The organism is Enterobacter sp. C6, assembly GCF_008122455.1.
Lineage (GTDB): Bacteria > Pseudomonadota > Gammaproteobacteria > Enterobacterales > Enterobacteriaceae > Enterobacter > Enterobacter pseudoroggenkampii.
The window spans coordinates 18,992-37,992 of record NZ_QPFW01000228.1; the positions used below are offsets into that span (position 1 = coordinate 18,992).

General features: G+C 54.2%; 20 protein-coding genes. 4 read left to right on the forward strand and 16 right to left on the reverse strand.

Annotation, left to right across the window (positions count from 1 at the left end):
- Nucleotides 1–61: 61 nt before the first annotated feature.
- Nucleotides 62–271 (forward strand): transcription antiterminator/RNA stability regulator CspE, encoded by a 210-nt coding sequence (gene cspE / locus DOU50_RS14025; RefSeq protein ID WP_002439184.1) that lies wholly within the window; start codon nucleotides 62–64, stop codon nucleotides 269–271.
- A 219-nt stretch (nucleotides 272–490) separates the two neighbouring features.
- Here cspE and crcB read toward each other — a convergent pair whose 3' ends face one another.
- Complete coding sequence (crcB, locus tag DOU50_RS14030) at nucleotides 491–874, reverse strand: fluoride efflux transporter CrcB (RefSeq protein ID WP_024907010.1); 384 nt, start codon at nucleotides 872–874, stop codon at nucleotides 491–493.
- A 67-nt stretch (nucleotides 875–941) separates the two neighbouring features.
- Here crcB and DOU50_RS14035 point away from each other — a divergent pair, with 67 nt between their 5' ends.
- Both DOU50_RS14035 and tatE read left to right on the forward strand, forming a co-directional pair.
- Nucleotides 942–1,730, forward strand: a complete 789-nt coding sequence (locus tag DOU50_RS14035; protein WP_148769600.1) for a deaminated glutathione amidase — start codon at nucleotides 942–944, stop codon at nucleotides 1,728–1,730.
- 125 nt (nucleotides 1,731–1,855) lie between these two features.
- Nucleotides 1,856–2,059 (forward strand): twin-arginine translocase subunit TatE, encoded by a 204-nt coding sequence (gene tatE, locus DOU50_RS14040; protein ID WP_023310742.1) that lies wholly within the window; start codon nucleotides 1,856–1,858, stop codon nucleotides 2,057–2,059.
- Between the two features lie 81 nt (nucleotides 2,060–2,140).
- On the opposite strand, the gene lipA is transcribed toward tatE, so the two are convergent.
- From lipA to leuS, 14 genes are all read right to left on the reverse strand, one after another.
- Entirely contained in the window at nucleotides 2,141–3,106 is a 966-nt protein-coding gene (gene lipA, locus DOU50_RS14045; protein WP_024907012.1) for a lipoyl synthase, read from the reverse strand.
- Nucleotides 3,107–3,313: 207 nt separating this feature from the next.
- A complete protein-coding gene (locus DOU50_RS14050; protein WP_024907013.1) occupies nucleotides 3,314–4,267 on the reverse strand; it encodes a YbeF family transcriptional regulator in 954 nt (317 codons plus the stop codon).
- A gap of 291 nt (nucleotides 4,268–4,558) precedes the next feature.
- Nucleotides 4,559–5,200, reverse strand: coding sequence for a lipoyl(octanoyl) transferase LipB (gene lipB, locus DOU50_RS14055; RefSeq protein WP_024907014.1), 642 nt, complete (start codon nucleotides 5,198–5,200; stop codon nucleotides 4,559–4,561).
- Between the two features lie 95 nt (nucleotides 5,201–5,295).
- Nucleotides 5,296–5,559 carry a DUF493 family protein YbeD gene (gene ybeD, locus DOU50_RS14060; RefSeq protein ID WP_003858718.1) on the reverse strand — a complete coding sequence of 88 codons (264 nt, stop codon included), beginning with the start codon at nucleotides 5,557–5,559 and terminating at the stop codon, nucleotides 5,296–5,298.
- A gap of 106 nt (nucleotides 5,560–5,665) precedes the next feature.
- Nucleotides 5,666–6,877, reverse strand: a complete 1,212-nt coding sequence (dacA, locus tag DOU50_RS14065; RefSeq protein ID WP_014069323.1) for a D-alanyl-D-alanine carboxypeptidase DacA — start codon at nucleotides 6,875–6,877, stop codon at nucleotides 5,666–5,668.
- A gap of 139 nt (nucleotides 6,878–7,016) precedes the next feature.
- Nucleotides 7,017–8,129, reverse strand: coding sequence for an endolytic peptidoglycan transglycosylase RlpA (gene rlpA / locus DOU50_RS14070; RefSeq protein ID WP_148769601.1), 1,113 nt, complete (start codon nucleotides 8,127–8,129; stop codon nucleotides 7,017–7,019).
- A gap of 16 nt (nucleotides 8,130–8,145) precedes the next feature.
- On the reverse strand, nucleotides 8,146–9,258 hold the full coding sequence (mrdB, locus tag DOU50_RS14075) for a peptidoglycan glycosyltransferase MrdB (protein WP_148769602.1): 1,113 nt from the start codon (nucleotides 9,256–9,258) through the stop codon (nucleotides 8,146–8,148).
- A gap of 2 nt (nucleotides 9,259–9,260) precedes the next feature.
- Nucleotides 9,261–11,162, reverse strand: a complete 1,902-nt coding sequence (mrdA, locus tag DOU50_RS14080; protein WP_032649564.1) for a peptidoglycan DD-transpeptidase MrdA — start codon at nucleotides 11,160–11,162, stop codon at nucleotides 9,261–9,263.
- A gap of 28 nt (nucleotides 11,163–11,190) precedes the next feature.
- Nucleotides 11,191–11,658 carry a 23S rRNA (pseudouridine(1915)-N(3))-methyltransferase RlmH gene (gene rlmH / locus DOU50_RS14085; RefSeq protein WP_003858701.1) on the reverse strand — a complete coding sequence of 156 codons (468 nt, stop codon included), beginning with the start codon at nucleotides 11,656–11,658 and terminating at the stop codon, nucleotides 11,191–11,193.
- A 3-nt stretch (nucleotides 11,659–11,661) separates the two neighbouring features.
- Nucleotides 11,662–11,979: a ribosome silencing factor gene (gene rsfS / locus DOU50_RS14090; protein WP_023334893.1), complete on the reverse strand. Its 318-nt coding sequence runs from the start codon at nucleotides 11,977–11,979 to the stop codon at nucleotides 11,662–11,664.
- Nucleotides 11,980–12,248: 269 nt separating this feature from the next.
- The gene (nadD, locus tag DOU50_RS14095) at nucleotides 12,249–12,914 is read right to left on the reverse strand and encodes a nicotinate-nucleotide adenylyltransferase (RefSeq protein WP_048989993.1); all 666 of its coding nucleotides are present in this window, start codon (nucleotides 12,912–12,914) and stop codon (nucleotides 12,249–12,251) included.
- Nucleotides 12,907–13,938 carry a DNA polymerase III subunit delta gene (gene holA, locus DOU50_RS14100; protein WP_148769609.1) on the reverse strand — a complete coding sequence of 344 codons (1,032 nt, stop codon included), beginning with the start codon at nucleotides 13,936–13,938 and terminating at the stop codon, nucleotides 12,907–12,909. Before holA ends, nadD begins: the two co-directional genes overlap by 8 nt.
- Complete coding sequence (lptE, locus tag DOU50_RS14105; RefSeq protein WP_024907019.1) at nucleotides 13,938–14,507, reverse strand: LPS assembly lipoprotein LptE; 570 nt, start codon at nucleotides 14,505–14,507, stop codon at nucleotides 13,938–13,940. The genes holA and lptE overlap by 1 nt, the downstream gene beginning before the upstream one ends.
- A gap of 14 nt (nucleotides 14,508–14,521) precedes the next feature.
- Nucleotides 14,522–17,104, reverse strand: coding sequence for a leucine--tRNA ligase (gene leuS / locus DOU50_RS14110; protein ID WP_148769603.1), 2,583 nt, complete (start codon nucleotides 17,102–17,104; stop codon nucleotides 14,522–14,524).
- A 214-nt stretch (nucleotides 17,105–17,318) separates the two neighbouring features.
- On the opposite strand from leuS, the gene DOU50_RS14115 reads away from it, so the two are divergent.
- Nucleotides 17,319–17,801 carry a zinc ribbon-containing protein gene (locus DOU50_RS14115; protein WP_023617134.1) on the forward strand — a complete coding sequence of 161 codons (483 nt, stop codon included), beginning with the start codon at nucleotides 17,319–17,321 and terminating at the stop codon, nucleotides 17,799–17,801.
- Between the two features lie 146 nt (nucleotides 17,802–17,947).
- On the opposite strand, the gene rihA is transcribed toward DOU50_RS14115, so the two are convergent.
- Nucleotides 17,948–18,889 carry a pyrimidine-specific ribonucleoside hydrolase RihA gene (gene rihA / locus DOU50_RS14120; protein WP_148769604.1) on the reverse strand — a complete coding sequence of 314 codons (942 nt, stop codon included), beginning with the start codon at nucleotides 18,887–18,889 and terminating at the stop codon, nucleotides 17,948–17,950.
- Nucleotides 18,890–19,001 lie beyond the last annotated feature (112 nt).

The following is a 19,001-nucleotide window of genomic DNA, read 5'->3' on the forward strand; positions in this document are numbered from 1 at the left end:
AATTGATGTACTGGTAACCGACACAGCATTTGTGTCGTTTTTTAATGTAAAGGTAATTTTGATGTCTAAGATTAAAGGTAACGTTAAGTGGTTTAATGAGTCCAAAGGATTCGGTTTCATTACTCCTGAAGATGGCAGCAAAGACGTGTTCGTACACTTCTCTGCAATCCAGTCTAATGGTTTCAAAACTCTGGCTGAAGGTCAGCGTGTAGAGTTCGAAATCACTAACGGTGCCAAAGGCCCTTCTGCTGCTAACGTAATCGCTCTGTAATTCAGACGCGTCAGCAAGAATTTCAAAACCCGCTCCCTGAGCGGGTTTTTTTCGTTTTGAATCAGCCAAGCAGATACATTTTCAGGAAGCTGGCAACGATCAGCACGCTTAACAACACCATGCCTGCGCTCATCAGACTCTGTTTCATTCTGTCACCCTCGTTCAGTTCTGCATTCAGAGTGACAGAGAAAAATTAAGCCAACATTAACGGTTCGACGGTTAATGCGTGCTTGCGGAGGAAAAGAGCCAAAATGCGATCCCCGTCATCGCAAACGAGCCGAGCATGTTAATCGCGATGTTCGCCAGTGCCCAGCCGATACGGCCTTCCTGAAAGAGAAACACGACTTCTGCGGAGAACGTCGAGAAGGTGGTTAACCCGCCGCAGAAACCCGTCGTAATCAGGACTTTCCACATCGGGTCGATGTGCGTCATTCGGTTAAACCAGGCCAGACCCATGCCAATGATAAAGGCACCAATCAGGTTAGCGGCCAGTGTCCCCATAGGAATCGCCTGATGAAGAGGATTAAACCGCATACTCAGAAACCATCGCGCAACGCTACCCGTTCCCCCACCAATAAAAACGGCTAAAAGTAGTTGTAACACGCTAAATACCTGCTATTTGATGTGTAAGAGAAGCGAGTTTAACGCCGTTTATGATGAGGGGACAAATATGTATGTTGCGGTAGGGCAATTTGCGGTCACGCCTGACTGGCAGGCGAACGCGATAACATGCGTCAACCTGATGATGCAGGCCCGGCAGAAAGGCGCGTCGCTGCTGGTTCTCCCTGAAGCGCTGCTGGCCAGGGATGATAATGACCCGGATTTATCGGTGAAGTCCGCGCAGTCGCTGGACGGCGAATTCTTGCAGCAACTGCTCGCCCAGAGCGTGGGCAATACGATGACGACGATCTTAACGATCCATGTCCCCTCCACGCTGGGTCGCGCAGTCAATACGCTTGTGGCTATCCGTGGCGGGGCCATTGTCGCACGCTACGCCAAGCTGCATCTCTATGATGCGTTCAGCATTCAGGAGTCGCGGCGCGTTGACCCCGGAGACAGTATCCCACCGCTTCTGGGGATTGACGGATTTAAGATCGGGTTGATGACCTGCTATGACCTGCGTTTTCCCGAGCTGGCGCTCCATCTGGCGCTGCAGGGTGCGGACGTACTGGTACTCCCTGCCGCGTGGGTTCGCGGGCAGTTAAAAGAGCACCACTGGGCAACGCTGCTTGCGGCGCGTGCGCTGGATACCACCTGCTATGTCGTTGCTGCTGGAGAGTGCGGCACGAAAAACATCGGGCAAAGCAGGGTGGTCGATCCGCTGGGGGTGACGATCGCCGCCGCCGCTGAAGCCCCGCATTTGCTGGTGGCGGAGATAAACTTAGAGAGAATTACGCTTGCACGTCAGCAACTACCTGTTCTTCGCAATCGTCGGTTTGCGCCACCGCAATTATTGTGATGTTTTTTTCAACAATGCTTGATTCACCTTGTTACAGATTGCTATTGTGTGCACGCGCTAAATGACCGTTAATACAATCAGGTTTTGGCGCTGAATGCAGCCTGTTTTAAGTAAAGAAGGTATCTATGGGTGAGATTAGTATTACCAAACTGCTGGTGGTTGCCGCACTGGTCGTCCTGCTGTTTGGTACCAAGAAGTTACGCACGCTGGGTGGTGACCTGGGGGCTGCCATCAAAGGCTTTAAGAAAGCGATGAACGACGATGATGCAGCGGCGAAGAAAAGCGCCGAGGATGACGTCCCGGCAGACAAGCTTTCTCACAAAGAGTGACAGCAACGCCTGAGGGCTTGCGAAAAAAAAACCGGCTCACGAGGCCGGTTTTTTGTATTACTGTAAAAGAATATTACAGCATTATTTAACTTCTTCGCCTTTTGCCTGCATATCGGCATGGTATGAGGAGCGAACGAACGGGCCGCAGGCTGCGTGGGTGAAGCCCATCGCCATCGCTTCGGCTTTCATTTCATCGAACTCATCCGGGCTAACGTAGCGCTGTACCGGCAGGTGGTGACGGCTTGGCTGCAGATACTGCCCCAGGGTCAACATGGTCACACCGTGGCGGCGAAGATCGCGCATCACCTCAATGATTTCCTCATTGGTTTCACCCAGCCCCACCATCAGACCAGACTTGGTCGGAATATGCGGATGCGCTTCTTTGAAACGCTCCAGCAGTTTCAGAGACCAGTTATAGTCAGCGCCCGGGCGGACCTGACGGTAGAGACGCGGCACGTTCTCCAGGTTGTGGTTAAACACATCTGGCGGCGTTGCGGTCAGGATATCCAGCGCGCGGTCCATACGGCCACGGAAGTCAGGCACCAGCGTCTCGATTTTGATGTTAGGGCTTTTCTCGCGAATGGCCGTAATACAGTCGGCGAAGTGCTGAGCACCACCGTCACGCAGATCGTCACGGTCAACGGAGGTGATAACCACATAGCGCAGCGCCATGTCAGCAATGGTCTGCGCCAGTTTCTGGGGTTCGTTAGCATCAGGTGCGACTGGACGGCCATGAGCAACATCGCAGAACGGGCAGCGGCGGGTACAGATAGCACCCAGAATCATAAACGTCGCGGTACCGTGATTGAAACATTCAGCAAGGTTCGGACAAGAGGCTTCTTCACATACGGAGTGAAGGCCATTCTTGCGCATCGCCGCTTTGATCCCCTGGATACGCGAAGAGTCGGCCGGAAGTTTGATTTTCATCCATTCCGGTTTTCTTAACAGCGCCTCGCGCTCTGTAGCCACGTTTTTAACCGGGATAAGGGCCATTTTATCGGCATCGCGGTATTTAACACCGCGTTCCATCACAATGGGTTTACTCATAGCGTGCGTGTTCCAGTTGCGAATATCGAAGGAAAGCGTTTCAATTCAAGGGAATGTTGTATTTATCAACTATTTTTGAACGAACGACAGGCAGTATATCATTGAAACGGTCGTTAAAGCAGCCTGCCAGATCGCCAATTTGTAAAATAGTTGTTGTTTTGTGCCTTTCGCCCTGCCTGGTGCAGGGTCTTGTGCTGGCTAAACCTTTCAGAAGGCCTGACGGATAATGCGGATGACGTTTTCCAGAACCGGGTCGCGTAAACTCAGCTTGTTGTAATGCAGTGAAATCTCGATTGATTCCGCATTAAGCTGACTGAGTGGAATGCTCTCCAGCGGCCAGCATTTTTGTAGCAGGCTGTACAGGCGTGATGGCATAACGCACAGCATATCGCTGCTGCCAATCAGCGATGCGGTGGTAAACATATTGTAACTGCTGAAGCTGATCTGACGTTCCGGGAAAATTTCATCAATACGCTGACGAAGGGCGTGGTTAGACTGCCCTTCGGTCATGAAAGACGAGTGGTCGTAGTTGCGCAGGTTTTCGATGGTCAGCGGTTCGCTGAGAACCGGATGCTGCTGCCGGCAAACCAGCACCAGGTTATCCGAATAGAGCACATTTTGACCCAGCGCTCTGGCACTGAAGCTGCCGCTTTCAATAATCAGGTCCGTCTGGAACTGGGCAAGCTGAATGTCAGGTTCATTGAGCGGCACATTACGAAGCAGGAGCTGCGGAGCATGCTCTTTCACGGCCTGGAAGATCGCCGGCATCACCAGCACACCCACAGAAGGGGAGCAGCCGATGGTGATGGTTCTCTGCTTATCATAGCTCCCGGTTAAATCCAGTGCGCCCAGAATCGACTCCAGCCCCTGGCTGATGTACTCGTGGAGATGCGTGGCGTAAGCCGTCGGCGTTACCCCCTGGCCCTTACGAATAAATAACGGGTCAGGAAATATAGCGCGTAGCTTTTGGATTGACTGACTTATTGCTGATGGCGTGAGATTAAGAATTTTCGCAGCGTTAACGATACCTTTATGGACATATACTGCCTCAAAAATAGTCAGTAAATTGAGATCAATATTACGTAAAGTCCGAAAAATTTGCGGCTTGTCTTCGCCACCAGGTTCATTCAGTCGTTTGGCTGGTAAATTATTATACTCCACGCTTTCACCCCGTATACATTCACAATATGAATGATAGTTGAATTTATTTATTATGCTTGTAGAGATTCGTAAAGTGTTGGTTTTGTTTCACTTGTTTATCAAAAGCAAACAGTTGTGTGATAATTGCTCACGTTACTTATGCCGTGTTTGCCGAGCTTGCTGGAGGCTAAATAATATGTAGCGGTAATATTCGGGCGCTTCGAAAATATAGAATCTGTGGATTATTGTAAAGTGCAAAAGCGGTAAATAAACAGTGGCCCGTCAAATTATCGAGCCCTGTTGTACGATATATTAAGCAGGGATATATTCGTGTGGGGGATTGTTAAGTAGCGCTAACACGTTCTTCAAAAGCACGGGACGAATATGTTCGGGCGTAGCGGCTTCTACCCACTGGCGCATTTGCGTCATTTCCATGCCGGCGTAGCCGCAGGGGTTTATGCGCTGGAACGGCGCGAGATCCATATTGATATTCAATGCCAGGCCATGGAATGAACAGCCTTTTCGAATACGCAGCCCCAGGGAGCAGATCTTCATTTCCCCAACGTAAACGCCCGGCGCATCGGCACGCGGATGCGCGTCAATACCATATTCCGCCAGCGTGTTGACGACGGTTTGTTCCAGTAAAGTGACCAGTTCACGCACGCCCAGCTTTCTGCGTTTCAGATTGAGCAGGACGTACATCACCTGCTGCCCGGGCCCATGGTACGTGACCTGACCGCCGCGATCGCTCTGAATAACCGGGATATCTCCCGTCATTAATAGATGTTCTGCTTTACCCGCCTGACCCTGCGTAAATACCGGCAGGTGTTCGACCAGCCAGATTTCATCTGGGGTGCTGTCATCGCGTGAATCGGTGAAGTCATGCATGGCCTGGGAGACAGGCTCATAAGGTTGCAGCCCGAGGTGACGGACCAGAATTTTATCCTGATACAAAACTGCGTCTCCGAAGACGAGGGACAAAAAGTGTGGGGGGAGTATATCACAGCGGGGAGAAGGGTTACCCGGCAAACCGGGTAACCGCAAAGGGACTACAGTACCATACGAACGATTTCGATATTGCCGAGCTCTTCGTACAGCGTCTCAACCTGCTCAATGTGTGTCGCAGTGATGGTGATAGAAACCGAGTGGTAGTTGCCCTTGCTGCTTGGTTTTACTGACGGAGAGTAGTCACCCGGCGCATGGCGCTGTACCACTTCAACCACCTGATCAACCAGCTCAGGTTTCGCCAGACCCATTACTTTGTAGGTAAATGGGGTAGGGAATTCAAGCAGTTCGTTAAGTTTGGTTTTCATGTCAGCTCCGGCGTAACGTCAAAAAATAATAACTCCCACGTCAGGTGGGAGTTATCAGGATACTTAGTATATGGGGATCAAAATCACACTTTCAAGTGTTCAATTTTTAACCAAACCAGTGGTGGAACATCAATTTAATGTAATCAATGATTTTGCCGAAGAAATTGCCTTCAGGAATTTCTTGCAGGACAACCAGCGGACGCTGATCGATCGTTTTTCCATCCAGCTGGAAGTTGATCGTGCCTACAACCTGGTTTTTCTGCAGCGGGGCGTGCAGCTCGGTGCTGTTCAGCACGTAGCTGGCTTTCAGATCCTTCATACGACCGCGCGGAATGGTCAGGTAGAGGTCTTTATCAACGCCGAGAGAAGCACGGTCGTTGTCGCCGAACCAGACGGGTTCAGACGCAAACTCTTTGCCTGCTTTCAGTGGATTCACGGTTTCGAAGAAGCGGAAGCCCCAGGTCAGCAGCTTCTTGCTTTCTGTTTCACGACCTTTAAAGGTGCGGCCGCCCATCACGGCAGAGATCAGACGCATCTGACCTTCAGTAGCAGAGGCCACCAGGTTGTAGCCCGCTTTGTCGGTATGGCCAGTTTTAATGCCGTCAACGTTCAGGCTGTTATCCCACAGCAGACCGTTACGGTTGGTCTGACGAATCCCGTTGAAGGTGAACTCTTTTTCTTTGTAGATAGAGTATTCGTTAGGGACATCGCGGATCAGCGCCTGACCAATCAGGGCCATATCACGTGCGGAGCTGTACTGACCGTCTGCGTCCAGGCCGTGTACGGTCTGGAAGTGGCTGTTTTTCAGACCCAGCGCGGTAACGTAGCTGTTCATCAGACCCACGAAGGCATCCTGGCTACCGGCGGCGAAATCGGCCATCGCCACGCAGGCATCGTTACCCGACTGCAGGTTGATACCACGAATCAGCTGGGAAACAGGAACCTGCATACCCGGCTTCAGGAACATCAGAGAGGAACCTTTGAAGACAGGGTTCCCGGTTGCCCACGCATCGTTACCGATGGTGACCAGATCCGATTCTTTGAATTTACCTGCCTTCATCGCCTGGCCGATAACGTAGCTGGTCATCATTTTGGTCAGGCTGGCCGGATCACGGCGGGCATCGGCATTCTGTTCTGCCAGCACTTTGCCAGAGTTGTAATCGATCAGGATGTAGGATTCCGCATCGATTTGCGGAACGCCAGGGATCATGGTCTTGATATTCAGGTCATCGGCGTGAGCTGCAGAAAGAGCAGCCGCGCAAAGGGCCGTGGTCAGCGCCATGCGCTGCACAAAACGAGCAGAAAAAGTGGTCTTCATGGTCAGAACTACGACATCCGTGATGGAATTAAAAAAAGTGCCTTACTATAGCAAATGCTATTCAGGCAGGCATCCGACTTTAAGCATGAGTTTGTGAATGTGTTTTACACTAACTGACAATTCGGATACCGCCGGTTAATTATTTCGCAACAGCGATAAATGACTGAAGTTGAGCTTCATTCTGCAGACGCTGCTGCAGGGAGGCTGCCTGCGATTTGCTGGCAAACGGCCCCATCTGAATGCGCCAGACCGCGCCGTTCTGCTCAACGCGTCCTGGTACGCCAAACTGCTGGCTCAGACGCTGTTGATACTGTTTGGCCCGGGCCTGATCGCTCACTGCGCCTACCTGAACCACATAGCTTCCGCTGGCCGCTGCTGGAGCCGCCACCGCCGCACTTTGCGTGGCCGCTGGCGCCGTTACGGGAGCCGGCTGGGTCGCTGGCGTAGCGACGGGAGCAGGGGCTGGAGTGGGTTCACTGCCTTCCAGCACGCCCGCGGCTAAGGTCGTCGGTGCGCCAAGAAAGCCGCTACTCTTTACCGGCGCGCCGGTAGCATCCTCGCTTTGCAGCGTGTCATTGCTAATCGGGCGTATTTCTCCTCCCGGCTGAGCAGGCTCTGCCGGAGACGAGACGCTTCCCATTCCGCCGTCAAGATTTGGGCGGTCAGGAAGGGCATAGGTCTGTTTCGCCACCGTTGTACACGCGGTACCCGGTCCGGAGAGCGAACCATCCTGCGCGACGATAATCGGGTCAATACGAACTTTGGTGTTGTTCGAGGTGTTCAGGCGATCGGCAGACGCGCGCGAGAGGGAAATCACCCGGTCATTCCCGTACGGGCCGCGATCGTTGATACGCACGACGATCATGCGGCCATTCGCCAGGTTGGTGATACGGGCGTAGCTCGGAATCGGCAGCGTTGGGTGTGCCGCCGTCAGTTGCATTGGGTCGAACGCCTCCCCGGAAGCCGTCAGGTTACTGCCTGGCTCGGCATCATAAATGGCGGCAAAGCCTGCCTGACTGAAACGGGAAGGATCCTGAACAATTTTATAGCTTTTGCCGTCGCGCTCGTAATCCTGATTGGCACTGGCATTCAGCGGTTCATAAACGGGATCGGCACCGCTGATTTCAACGATCGGGCCATTACACACCGCAGGCTGCGGCGGCGCGACGGTTGCCTGTTGCTGACCATCATCACTTGTGCAGGCCGCAAGTAAACTTGCCGCGATGCAGATCCCCAGCCACTGCTTACGCATTCCGATCCCCTTATTTTTATACGCTTTTTGACAACATTTTTCTGTGGGTATGGATCGACATCACGATACCAAACCCGGCCATCAACACGATCAGTGCCGAGCCTCCGTAACTCACCAGCGGCAGCGGTACGCCTACCACCGGCAGAATACCACTCACCATACCAATATTTACGAAGACATAAACGAATAAAATCAGCATCAACCCGCCAGCCATGACGCGACCAAACGTGGTTTGTGCACGCGCTGCAATCCACAATCCCCGCATGATCAGCAGGACATACAGCGCAAGAAGTATCAGAATGCCAACCAGCCCCAGCTCTTCCGCCAGTACGGCAAAGATAAAATCGGTGTGGCGTTCCGGTAAAAATTCCAGCTGCGACTGCGTACCGTGCAGCCAGCCTTTACCGCGCAGGCCCCCGGAGCCAATTGCAATCTTCGACTGAATAATATGATAGCCCGCGCCCAGCGGATCGGTTTCCGGATCGAGTAGCATCATGACGCGCTGGCGCTGGTAATCGTGCATCAGGAAGAACCAGAGAATAGGGATGAACGCCGCTATCAGCACCACCGCGATGCCAATCAGGCGCCAGCTCAGGCCCGACAGGAAGAGGACAAACAGGCCGGAGAGCGCGATAAGGATTGAGGTGCCAAGGTCAGGCTGTGCCGCAACCAGCAGCGTTGGCAGGAAAATCAGCACCAGCGCGATGGCGGTATTCTTCAGAGACGGCGGACAGACGTCGCGGTTGATAAAGCGTGCCACCATCAGTGGCACGGCGATTTTGGCAATCTCCGAGGGCTGGAAGCGGACAATCCCCAAATCCAGCCAGCGCTGCGCCCCTTTTGAAATGGCGCCAAACGCATCTACCGCAACCAGCAAAATAATACAGAAGATGTAGAGGTAGGGCGCCCAGCCTTCGTAGACGCGCGGCGGGATCTGCGCCATCACCACCATAATGATCAGACCCATGGCAATCTGGCCAATTTTGCGCTCCATCATGCCGATGTCCTGGCCGCTGGCGCTCCAGATAACCAGGGCGCTGTAAAGCAGCAGGGCCAGCAGGATCAGCAGCATGGCTGGGTCGATGTGGATTTTGTCCCACAGCGATTTTTTATTTGGATTATCCGTCATGATTATTGGTCCTCCGCCGCAGCGGCGGCCGGGTTTTCAGCCGGCAGTTCGGTGTTGTTATCACCCAGCATAATGTGGTCAAGGATCTGGCGCATGATGGTCCCTACAGCTGGACCGGCACCGCCGTTCTCCAGAATCATCGCCACCGCAACCTGCGGGTTATCATAAGGGGCAAACGCCGTCATCAGCTTATGGTCACGCAGACGTTCAGCAATGCGGTGCGCGTTATAGGTTTCGTTGGCTTTCAGACCGAACACCTGCGCAGTACCGGATTTTGCGGCCACTTTGTACGGCGTACCGGTGAAGTACTTATGCGCGGTACCGTTCGGGCGGTTTGCCACGCCGTACATACCGTCTTTCGCAATTTCCCAGAAGCCGGAATGAATGTCACCCACCGGGGCCTCATGCGGCTGGTTCCACGGCACTTTTTTGCCGTCTTCAACCGTGCTCTGTAGCAGATGAGGCACTTTTACCACGCCGTCATTGATGAGGATCATCATGGCCTTGTTCATCTGAAGCGGTGTTGCCGTCCAGTAGCCCTGGCCGATACCCACCGGAATGGTGTCACCCTGATACCACGGTTTTTTAAAGCGCTTCAGCTTCCATTCACGCGTTGGCATGTTGCCAGAACGTTCTTCGGAGAGGTCAACGCCGGTGTAATGCCCGTAACCGAATTTGCTCATCCACTCTGACAGGCGGTCGATCCCCATGTCATACGCCACCTGATAGAAGAAGGTATCCGCAGATTCTTCCAGCGATTTGGTGACGTTCAGATGACCGTGGCCCCATTTTTTCCAGTCACGATAGCGTTTATCTGAACCAGGCAGTTGCCACCAGCCCGGGTCAAACAGACTGGTATTACGGTTAATGACGCCGGCACTCAGCGCAGAAACCGCCACGTACGGCTTAACCGTTGATGCCGGCGGATAAACCCCTTGCGTCGCGCGGTTCACCAGCGGCGTGTTCGGGTCATTCAGCAGACCGGAATAGTCCTTACTGGAAATGCCGTCAACGAACAGGTTCGGGTCATAGCTGGGCATAGACACCATTGCCAGAATGCCGCCGGTACGAGGATCGGTGACCACAACGGCTGCACGGCTGCCCGCCAGCAGGGTTTCGATATACTGCTGCAGCTTAAGGTCGAGGGTCAGATAGACGTCATGCCCCGCCTGAGGAGGGACTTCTTTCAGCTGGCGAATCACGCGGCCGCGGTTGTTAACCTCAACTTCTTCATAGCCGGTTTGCCCGTGCAAAACGTCTTCGTAGTAACGTTCGATCCCCAGCTTACCGATATCGTGCGTTGCAGCGTAGTTTGCCAGCTTGCCGTCTTTATCAAGGCGGTCGACGTCTTTGTCGTTAATCTTGGAGACGTAGCCAATCACATGCGTCAGCGCGGAGCCGTAGGGGTAGTAGCGACGCTTGTAACCCTTCACTTCCACGCCGGGGAAGCGGTACTGGTTTACCGCAAAGCGGGCTACCTGGACTTCCGTCAGGTTGGTTTTAACCGGGATGGAGGTGAAACGGTGAGAGCGGGAGCGCTCTTTTTTGAAGGCCGCGATATCGTCATCGTTAAGGTCGACAACGCTTTTCAGCGCTTCCAGCGTATCCTGAACATTATCAACTTTTTCCGGCATCATCTCGATTTGATAGATGGTGCGGTTTAACGCCAGCGGCGTGCCGTTACGATCGTAAATAATGCCGCGGCTGGGAGCGATAGGCACCAGCTTGATACGGTTTTCGTTTGAGCGCGTCTGGTAGTCGGTAAAGCGGACAATTTGCAGATTGTAAAGGTTGGCGATCAGCACGCCGGTAAGCAGCAAAATCCCGGTAAAGGCGACCAGCGCCCGGCGCACAAACAGCGCGGACTCAGCCGTATAGTCGCGAAAAGAATTCTGTAGTTTCATCCGCTGCTTAATCTACCCTGGTCAGTCATTACTCGCGGTGATAGGGGTGGTTGGTAGTAATGCTCCACGCGCGATACAGGCTCTCTGCCACCAGTACCCGAACGAGCGGGTGGGGAAGCGTCAGCGCGGAGAGGGACCAACTTTGTTCAGCCGCCGCTTTGCAGGCGGGGGATAACCCTTCTGGACCGCCAATCAACAGACTGACGTCACGGCCATCCTGCTTCCAGCGCTCCAGTTCGTGCGCCAGCTGCGGCGTATCCCAGGGTTTTCCTGGAATATCGAGGGTGACGATGCGGTTTTTGCCTGCGGCAGCCAGCATCAGTTCGCCCTCTTTATCGAGAATACGTTTGATATCCGCGTTCTTGCCGCGCTTACCGGCGGGAATTTCCACCAGTTCGAACGGCATGTCTTTTGGAAAACGACGCAGATATTCAGTAAAACCGGTTTGTACCCAGTCCGGCATTTTGGTGCCGACGGCGACCAGCTGCAACTTCACGCATTAACCCCAGAGTTTTTCCAGCTCATACAGGCGACGGCTCTCGTCCTGCATGACGTGGACAATCACATCGCCGAGGTCGACAACCACCCAGTCAGCCGTTGCTTCACCTTCAACACCCAGTGGCAACAGTCCTGCTGCACGCGATTCCTGAACCACGTGATCGGCAATCGAAACAACATGACGCGTAGAGGTACCGGTGCAGATGATCATGCAGTCGGTAATACTGGATTTACCCTTAACGTCGATAGCGATGATGTCCTGACCTTTCAGGTCATCAATTTTGTCAATAACAAAATCCTGGAGTGCTTTACCCTGCAAGTTTTCCCCCTGGGGTGAATGAGATTGTAAAACGTTGAATTCGTAGCCAGACAGTATACCTGAACTCACGCCTGTGTCGGGACAAATGTCTCCGACCGGGCTTTTGAAGGCGGGTATCATCCCACCCTCTGCCTGAGATTGCATCGCCATTTTTGTAAAACAATTTCTGTAAAGCAATGATCGGCGGGAAAGTCTGGCAGCGGAGAATAACAGTATGGCTTAACCTGTCAAGGCAGGATAAACAATAAGCCGCTTTTTATGCCCTCCGGCTATTCATCTGCGCTTTTCTGATACAACCCGTGCGTATGGATATACGCCAGCACCGGGGCTGGCAGTAGATCGTCACAGGCTAAACCCTGCTGTAAACGCTCACGTATGAGGGTTGCAGAGATATCGAACCACGGCGTTTCCGCCAGATAGATCTTCCCGGCAGGCCGATTGTGAAGATCTTCAACATTATCGGTGAGATGATCTTCCAGCCACTGCTGGTACTGCGCTTCACGCATGGTCAGAGGATAGCCAGGGCGGCGGCAGACGAGCAGATGGCTGTTCTCCAGAATGGTTTCATACTGATGCCATGTGGGTAAATTCAGCAGGGAATCCTGGCCGATGATAAACGCCAGCGGCTGGTCTGGACCCTGTTCTGTGCGCCACTCCTGAAGCGTCTGTGACGTCCAGGAGGGCGTGTCGCGACGCAGCTCACGCTCATCAAGTTGGAAGAGCGGTTTATCTTCGATGGCAAGGGCGAGCATCGCTTTTCGCTGCTCGCTGGTCGCCTCCGGCTGTGGACGATGGGGCGGAACATTATTGGGCATGATGGTGACGCGCTGAAGGCCGATCAAATTCGCCAGAATTTCAACCGGCTTCAGGTGCCCGTAATGTACCGGGTCGAAGGTGCCGCCATACAGGGCCTGTAAAGAATGCATACTATCCATCAATAAAAACGTCTGCCAGCGCCTTGTGGCAGAGCAGCAGAGAAAGGCTTTCCAGCTCCGCCCAGACCGACTGGCCGTAATCTTGTTTTAACGTGAGCTCAGCGCGCATCAGAAGCTGTACAGCCTGACGAAGCTGTTCATGACTCAGGCGGTTGACGGCCTCGGTGGTCAAAGCCCGGCGATTTTGCCACACGCGGTGTTTATCAAACAGCGAACGCAGCGGCGTATGGGCAGACTGGCGCTTGAGCGTAATCAGCAGCAGTAATTCGCGCTGCAGCGTACGCAGCAGAATAACGGGTTCGCTCCCTTCAAGACGCAGCTGTTGCAGAATATGCAGGGCGCGTTTGCTTTTTGCCGACAGTAGCGCGTCCACCCAGTGGAACGGCGTGAAGTGCGCCGCGTCGTTAACGGCTTGCTCGACGCGCGGCAAGGTCAGCTTGCCATCCGGCCAGAGCAGGGAGAGTCTGTCCAGCGCCTGCGCCAGTGCCAGCAGGTTACCTTCATAGCAGTAGCACAGCAGTTGATTCGCCGCATCATCCAGTTGAAGGTTGTTCTGCTTCGCTCTCGCTGACACCCATTTGGGCAGATGCGCCTGCTCAGGCGTCTGACAGGTGACCTGCACCGCGTGGGCGGCGATCTGGGTAAACCATGCCGCGTTTTCCTGGGCTTTGGTAAGCTTGTTGCCACGCACAATAAAGAGCAGATCGCTGTGTAACAGGCTGACCAGCGTGGCGAGCTGCTCGTTCATGGCCGCGTTAGGACCATTTTCAGGCAGCAGGATCTGAATAGTCTGGCGCGAGGCGAAAAGGCTCATCGCCTGACAAAGCGAGAAGAGGGAGTTCCAGTCGGTGTTGTTGTCCAGTTGGACGGTGTGGTGTTCATCGAAGCCCTGCGCGGCGGCAGCATGCCGCACGGCATCCTGGCTTTCCTGAAGTAATAACGGATCGTTTCCAAGAAGCAGATACGCCGCGCGCAGCCCTTCATTGAGCTGCGCGCGGAGTTGTTCAGGATACAGCCTGATCATCATTTACCCAGAGAGTTAGCAGCAGGAAGCGTGCCAGCAACCGGTTTTTCAACGATGTCAGATCCTTGTTTAGTTGACGCTGCAATACTTGGCAGTTTACGGATCAGCTGTTCCGCTGCCTTGTCGTACATTTCGTTGATGATAATCTGCTGTTCGGCATCTTTTGCCAGCGCCGTCTGCGGGTTATCGAAGAACGAACGGTATACTTTCGTGCTGATCGGGTAGATGTCTTTACCGGGGATCAGGACTGCCGCGTCGACCGTCAACACCATTTGATACTCAGCTGTACGGCCATCCTGGAAGATAGAGGCTGTATCTCTCGACAGGCCGCCACCTATAACACGCAGAGACGGTACATCCTGGCGCAGGGTTTGTTTTTCGACAATCTCTACGCCGTTGAGACGCAGCTGATTACGAATGGCCCGGCTGAGTGGGCCATTCGGATCTGGTGAGTCGAAAATCATCGTTTTCATCTCAGCGGGCACCGCCGTGGTATTGCGCAGGTGCCAGCCACAGCCAGCGGTGACAAGCACCGCCAGTGATAAGAGTATTGTTGCCAGTTGTCGCACGTTTCCTCCCGCGCTTAGCCAACGACCAGATTGAGCAGTTTACCCGGTACGTAGATCACTTTACGTACGGTAACGCCCTCAAGATATTTTGCGACCAGAGGTTCCTGGCCCGCGCGCTCGCGAACCTGTTCTTCGGTTGCATCGACCGCCACGGTAATTTTACCGCGGACTTTGCCGTTCACCTGGACCACGACCAGCGTCGTGTTTTCCACCATCGCTGATTCGTCAGCCTGCGGCCACGGCGCGTTGTCGATATCGCCTTCGCCTTTCAGCTCCTGCCACAGGGTAAAGCTAACGTGCGGTGTGAACGGGTTCAGCATGCGAACAACGGCCAGCAGCGCTTCACGCATTAAAGCACGATCCTGCTCGCCGTCCTGCGAAGCCTTCGCCAGCTTGTTCATCAGTTCCATAATAGCCGCAATTGCGGTATTGAAGGTCTGACGACGACCAATATCATCGGTCACTTTTGCAATCGTTTTATGAACATCGCGACGCAGCGCCTGCTGATCTTCAGTCAGTGCGGCGGCATTCAGCGCCGGGGCATCGCCCAGTGCAGTGTGTTCGTAAACCAGTTTCCAGACGCGTTTCAGGAAGCGGTTTGCACCTTCCACGCCAGACTCCTGCCACTCCAGCGTCATGTCCGCCGGAGAAGCAAACATCATGAACAGACGCACGGTATCTGCACCGTAACGCTCAACCATCACCTGCGGGTCGATACCGTTGTTTTTCGACTTAGACATCTTGCTCATGCCGGTGTAGACCAGCTCATGACCTTCGGCGTCTTTGGCCTTCACGATACGGCCCTTCTCGTCGCGTTCAACGATCGCGTCAACCGGAGAAACCCAGTTACGCTCGCCGTTGGCACCGACGTAATAGAAGGCATCCGCCAGCACCATGCCCTGGCACAGCAGCTGTTTTGCAGGTTCGTCAGAGTTCACCATGCCCGCATCGCGCATCAGCTTGTGGAAGAAGCGGAAGTAGAGCAGGTGCATGATGGCGTGTTCGATACCACCGATGTAGATATCTACCGGCAGCCAGTAGTTTGCCGCTTTGGAATCCAGCATACCTTCCTGATACTGCGGGCAGGTGTAGCGCGCATAGTACCAGGATGACTCCATAAAGGTGTCAAAGGTGTCGGTTTCACGCAGCGCAGGCTGGCCGTTGACGGTGGTTTTTGCCCACTCAGGATCGGCTTTGATCGGGCTGGTGATGCCGTCCATGACGACGTCTTCCGGCAGGATCACCGGCAGCTGATCTTCTGGCGTTGGCATCACGGTGCCATCTTCCAGCGTCACCATTGGAATTGGCGCACCCCAGTAACGCTGACGGGAAACACCCCAGTCGCGCAGACGGAAGTTAACTTTACGCTCGCCCACGCCAAGGGAGGCCAGCTTGTCGGCGATGGCGTTAAAGCCCTCTTCGAAGCTCAGACCGCTGAATTCACCGGAGTTGAACAGGGTGCCTTTTTCAGTCAGCGCGTTTTCGGACAGGTCTGGTTCAGAACCATCGGCGGCCAGAATAACGGCTTTAATCGGCAGGTTGTATTTGGTGGCAAACTCGTAGTCGCGCTGATCGTGGCCCGGAACAGCCATTACCGCACCTGTACCGTACTCCATCAGTACGAAGTTCGCTGCCCAGACCGGGATCGCTTCGCCAGTCAGCGGATGCTTAGCATAGAAGCCTGTCGCAACGCCTTTTTTCTCCATCGTCGCCATGTCGGCTTCGGCCACTTTGGTGTTGCGGCACTCATCGATGAAGGTAGCCAGTTCCGGATTGTTTTCTGCCGCTTTCTGCGCCAGCGGGTGACCTGCAGCCACGGCCAGGTAGGTCGCGCCCATGAAGGTGTCCGGACGGGTGGTGTAGACAGTCAGAGTCTGGTCGTAGTTCTCAACGTTGAAGGTAATCTCCACACCTTCAGAACGGCCGATCCAGTTGCGCTGCATGGTCTTCACGGTATCTGGCCAGTGGTCCAGATTATCCAGATCGTTCAGCAGCTCATCAGCGTAAGCGGTGATTTTGATAAACCACTGTGGGATCTCTTTACGCTCAACTTTGGTGTCGCAGCGCCAGCAGCAGCCATCGATAACCTGTTCGTTCGCGAGAACGGTCTGGTCATTCGGACACCAGTTAACGGCAGAGGTCTTCTTATACACCAGGCCTTTTTTGTACAGCTCGGTGAAGAACTTCTGCTCCCAGCGGTAGTATTCCGGGGTACAGGTTGCCAGCTCGCGGCTCCAGTCATAGCCAAAGCCCAGCATTTTGAGCTGGTTTTTCATGTACGCGATGTTGTCGTATGTCCACGGGGCCGGTGCGGTGTTGTTTTTGACCGCCGCGCCTTCCGCAGGCAGACCGAACGCATCCCAGCCGATAGGCTGCAGAACGTTTTTGCCCAGCATACGCTGGTAACGTGCGATCACATCGCCAATGGTGTAGTTACGCACATGGCCCATGTGTAGTCGACCAGAAGGATAGGGAAGCATCGACAGGCAGTAATACTTCTCTTTGCTCTCGTCTTCGGTTACTTCAAAGGTGCGCTTCTCGTCCCAGTGTTGCTGGACTTTTGATTCTATCTCTTCCGGGCGGTATTGCTCTTGCATGGCAGCCAGTGGTCCTGTTTTCAATACAGCTACAAATGTAGCCAATGGATGTGGTCATTCAGATCCGCATAGCATAGCCCAAACGCCCGCGTCAAAACAGCCTTTCGCACAAATGCGCTTTGCAGGAATTTACCGGGTCTGTGCTTCACCTGACAAAGCGGCGATGAAATAAGGTCTATTATTAGAAATAGTTACTTACCCGGGAGGCAAAATGATGAACAAGGTTGCTCAATTTTACCGCGAACTGGTGGCGACACTGACGGAACGACTGCGTAACGGCGAGCGCGATATCGATGCGCTGGTGGAGCAGGCGCGTGCCCGCGTGTCGCAAACGGGTGAGTTAACGCGAACCGAAGTGGAAGAGGTGACGCGCGCCGTGCGTCGCGATCTGGAAGAGTTCGCGCGCAGCTACCAGGAGAGCCAGGAGGAGGTCACGGACAGCGTTTTCATGCGGGTGATCAAAGAGAGCCTGTGGCAGGAGCTGGCCGATATTACGGATAAAACGCAGCTGGAGTGGCGCGAGGTCTTTCAGGATTTGAACCACCATGGTGTCTATCACAGTGGTGAGGTAGTCGGGCTGGGAAATCTGGTGTGCGAGAATTGCCACCACCATATTGCGGTGTATACGCCGGAGGTTCTGTCGCTGTGCCCGAAATGCGGCCACGATCAGTTCCAGCGTCGTCCGTTTGAGCCCTAGGTAAAGCGCAGGTTTGCTCCCTCTCCCTGTGGGAGAGGGCCGGGGTGAGGGCATCAGGCCGCAAAAGGTAAAAGCAAAACGGCAACCCCGTTGCCGTTTTTAGTGTTTGCTCCCTCTCCCCGTGGGAGAGGGTAGGGGTGAGGGCATCAGGCTGCACTATAGTAGTCCAGTCTTTCCGCCAGCAAATCCACAAACGCCTCCCTGTCGATGTCCACCATCACGGTAGTATTCGGCGTATTCCCCGTCAGCGAGTAATAATCCACCACCGTCATTCCCTGGGTGTATTTTCCCTGCGTTTCCACGCCAACCCAGCGGTCAACCGTGGTGAATATCTCAGGCTTTAACAGCCAGGCAATCGTGCACGGGTCGTGCAGGGGCGCGCCGTGGAATCCCCATTTCTCGGCTTTGTGATACTCCATAAAGAAGTCGAGCAGCTCGGCCACGGTTGTCGCGACCGGATTACCAACGGAACGGAAGCGCTCAATATCGTCCGCCATAATCTGCGCGCGATGGGTAACGTCCAGTCCCGCCATTACAATCGGTAAGCCTGACTGGAAGACAATCTCAGCGGCTTCCGGGTCGACAAAGATGTTGAACTCCGCCGCAGGCGTCCAGTTACCCAGCCCCATGGCCCCGCCCATGATGACGATACGGGCTATTTTGCTGTGCAGTTCAGGGTGGCTGTTCAGCAGCAGCGCGACGTTGGTTTGCGGCCCGGTAGCCACCAGCGTCACGGGTTCCATGCTCTCGCGCAGCACCTTCGCCATCAGCTCCACGGCGGTGCAGTTTTGCGGCGCGAAGCCCGGCTCCGGCAGCGCCGGACCGTCCAGCCCGCTTTCACCATGCACGTTATCCGCGATAATTAATTCACGCATCAGGGGCTTGAGGGCTCCACCAGCGACGGGAATATCGGTACGCTTGAGCAACGTCAGCATACGCAAAACGTTACGCAGCGTTTTATCCGGCGTCTGGTTTCCGGCAGAAGAGGTGACGGCTTTGAGGTCGAGTTCAGGGGAGGCAAGTGCAAGGACGAGCGCGATCGCGTCATCATGACCCGGATCGCAATCGAGAATAATAGGCTGTGCCATAGCGTTCTCCATACGTAGCGTTATTTTGTGACAAGGTTAACGCTGCGATGTGACGCCGACGAGAGGAAGTGAGTGAAAGCGTGAAGCAGTGCGCAATCCGCAGATTGCGCAC

What these genes read in the sequence shown, in the direction of transcription:
- cspE (WP_002439184.1), top strand. Translation starts at nt 62, where the DNA reads ATGTCTAAGATTAAAGGTAACGTTAAGTGGTTTAATGAGTCCAAAGGA.
- DOU50_RS14035 (WP_148769600.1), top strand. Translation starts at nt 942, where the DNA reads ATGTATGTTGCGGTAGGGCAATTTGCGGTCACGCCTGACTGGCAGGCG.
- tatE (WP_023310742.1), top strand. Translation starts at nt 1,856, where the DNA reads ATGGGTGAGATTAGTATTACCAAACTGCTGGTGGTTGCCGCACTGGTC.
- lipA (WP_024907012.1), bottom strand. Translation starts at nt 3,106, where the DNA reads ATGAGTAAACCCATTGTGATGGAACGCGGTGTTAAATACCGCGATGCC.
- ybeD (WP_003858718.1), bottom strand. Translation starts at nt 5,559, where the DNA reads ATGAAAACCAAACTTAACGAACTGCTTGAATTCCCTACCCCATTTACC.
- dacA (WP_014069323.1), bottom strand. Translation starts at nt 6,877, where the DNA reads ATGAAGACCACTTTTTCTGCTCGTTTTGTGCAGCGCATGGCGCTGACC.
- rlpA (WP_148769601.1), bottom strand. Translation starts at nt 8,129, where the DNA reads ATGCGTAAGCAGTGGCTGGGGATCTGCATCGCGGCAAGTTTACTTGCG.
- mrdB (WP_148769602.1), bottom strand. Translation starts at nt 9,258, where the DNA reads ATGACGGATAATCCAAATAAAAAATCGCTGTGGGACAAAATCCACATC.
- mrdA (WP_032649564.1), bottom strand. Translation starts at nt 11,162, where the DNA reads ATGAAACTACAGAATTCTTTTCGCGACTATACGGCTGAGTCCGCGCTG.
- nadD (WP_048989993.1), bottom strand. Translation starts at nt 12,914, where the DNA reads ATGGATAGTATGCATTCTTTACAGGCCCTGTATGGCGGCACCTTCGAC.
- holA (WP_148769609.1), bottom strand. Translation starts at nt 13,938, where the DNA reads ATGATCAGGCTGTATCCTGAACAACTCCGCGCGCAGCTCAATGAAGGG.
- leuS (WP_148769603.1), bottom strand. Translation starts at nt 17,104, where the DNA reads ATGCAAGAGCAATACCGCCCGGAAGAGATAGAATCAAAAGTCCAGCAA.
- DOU50_RS14115 (WP_023617134.1), top strand. Translation starts at nt 17,319, where the DNA reads ATGAACAAGGTTGCTCAATTTTACCGCGAACTGGTGGCGACACTGACG.
- rihA (WP_148769604.1), bottom strand. Translation starts at nt 18,889, where the DNA reads ATGGCACAGCCTATTATTCTCGATTGCGATCCGGGTCATGATGACGCG.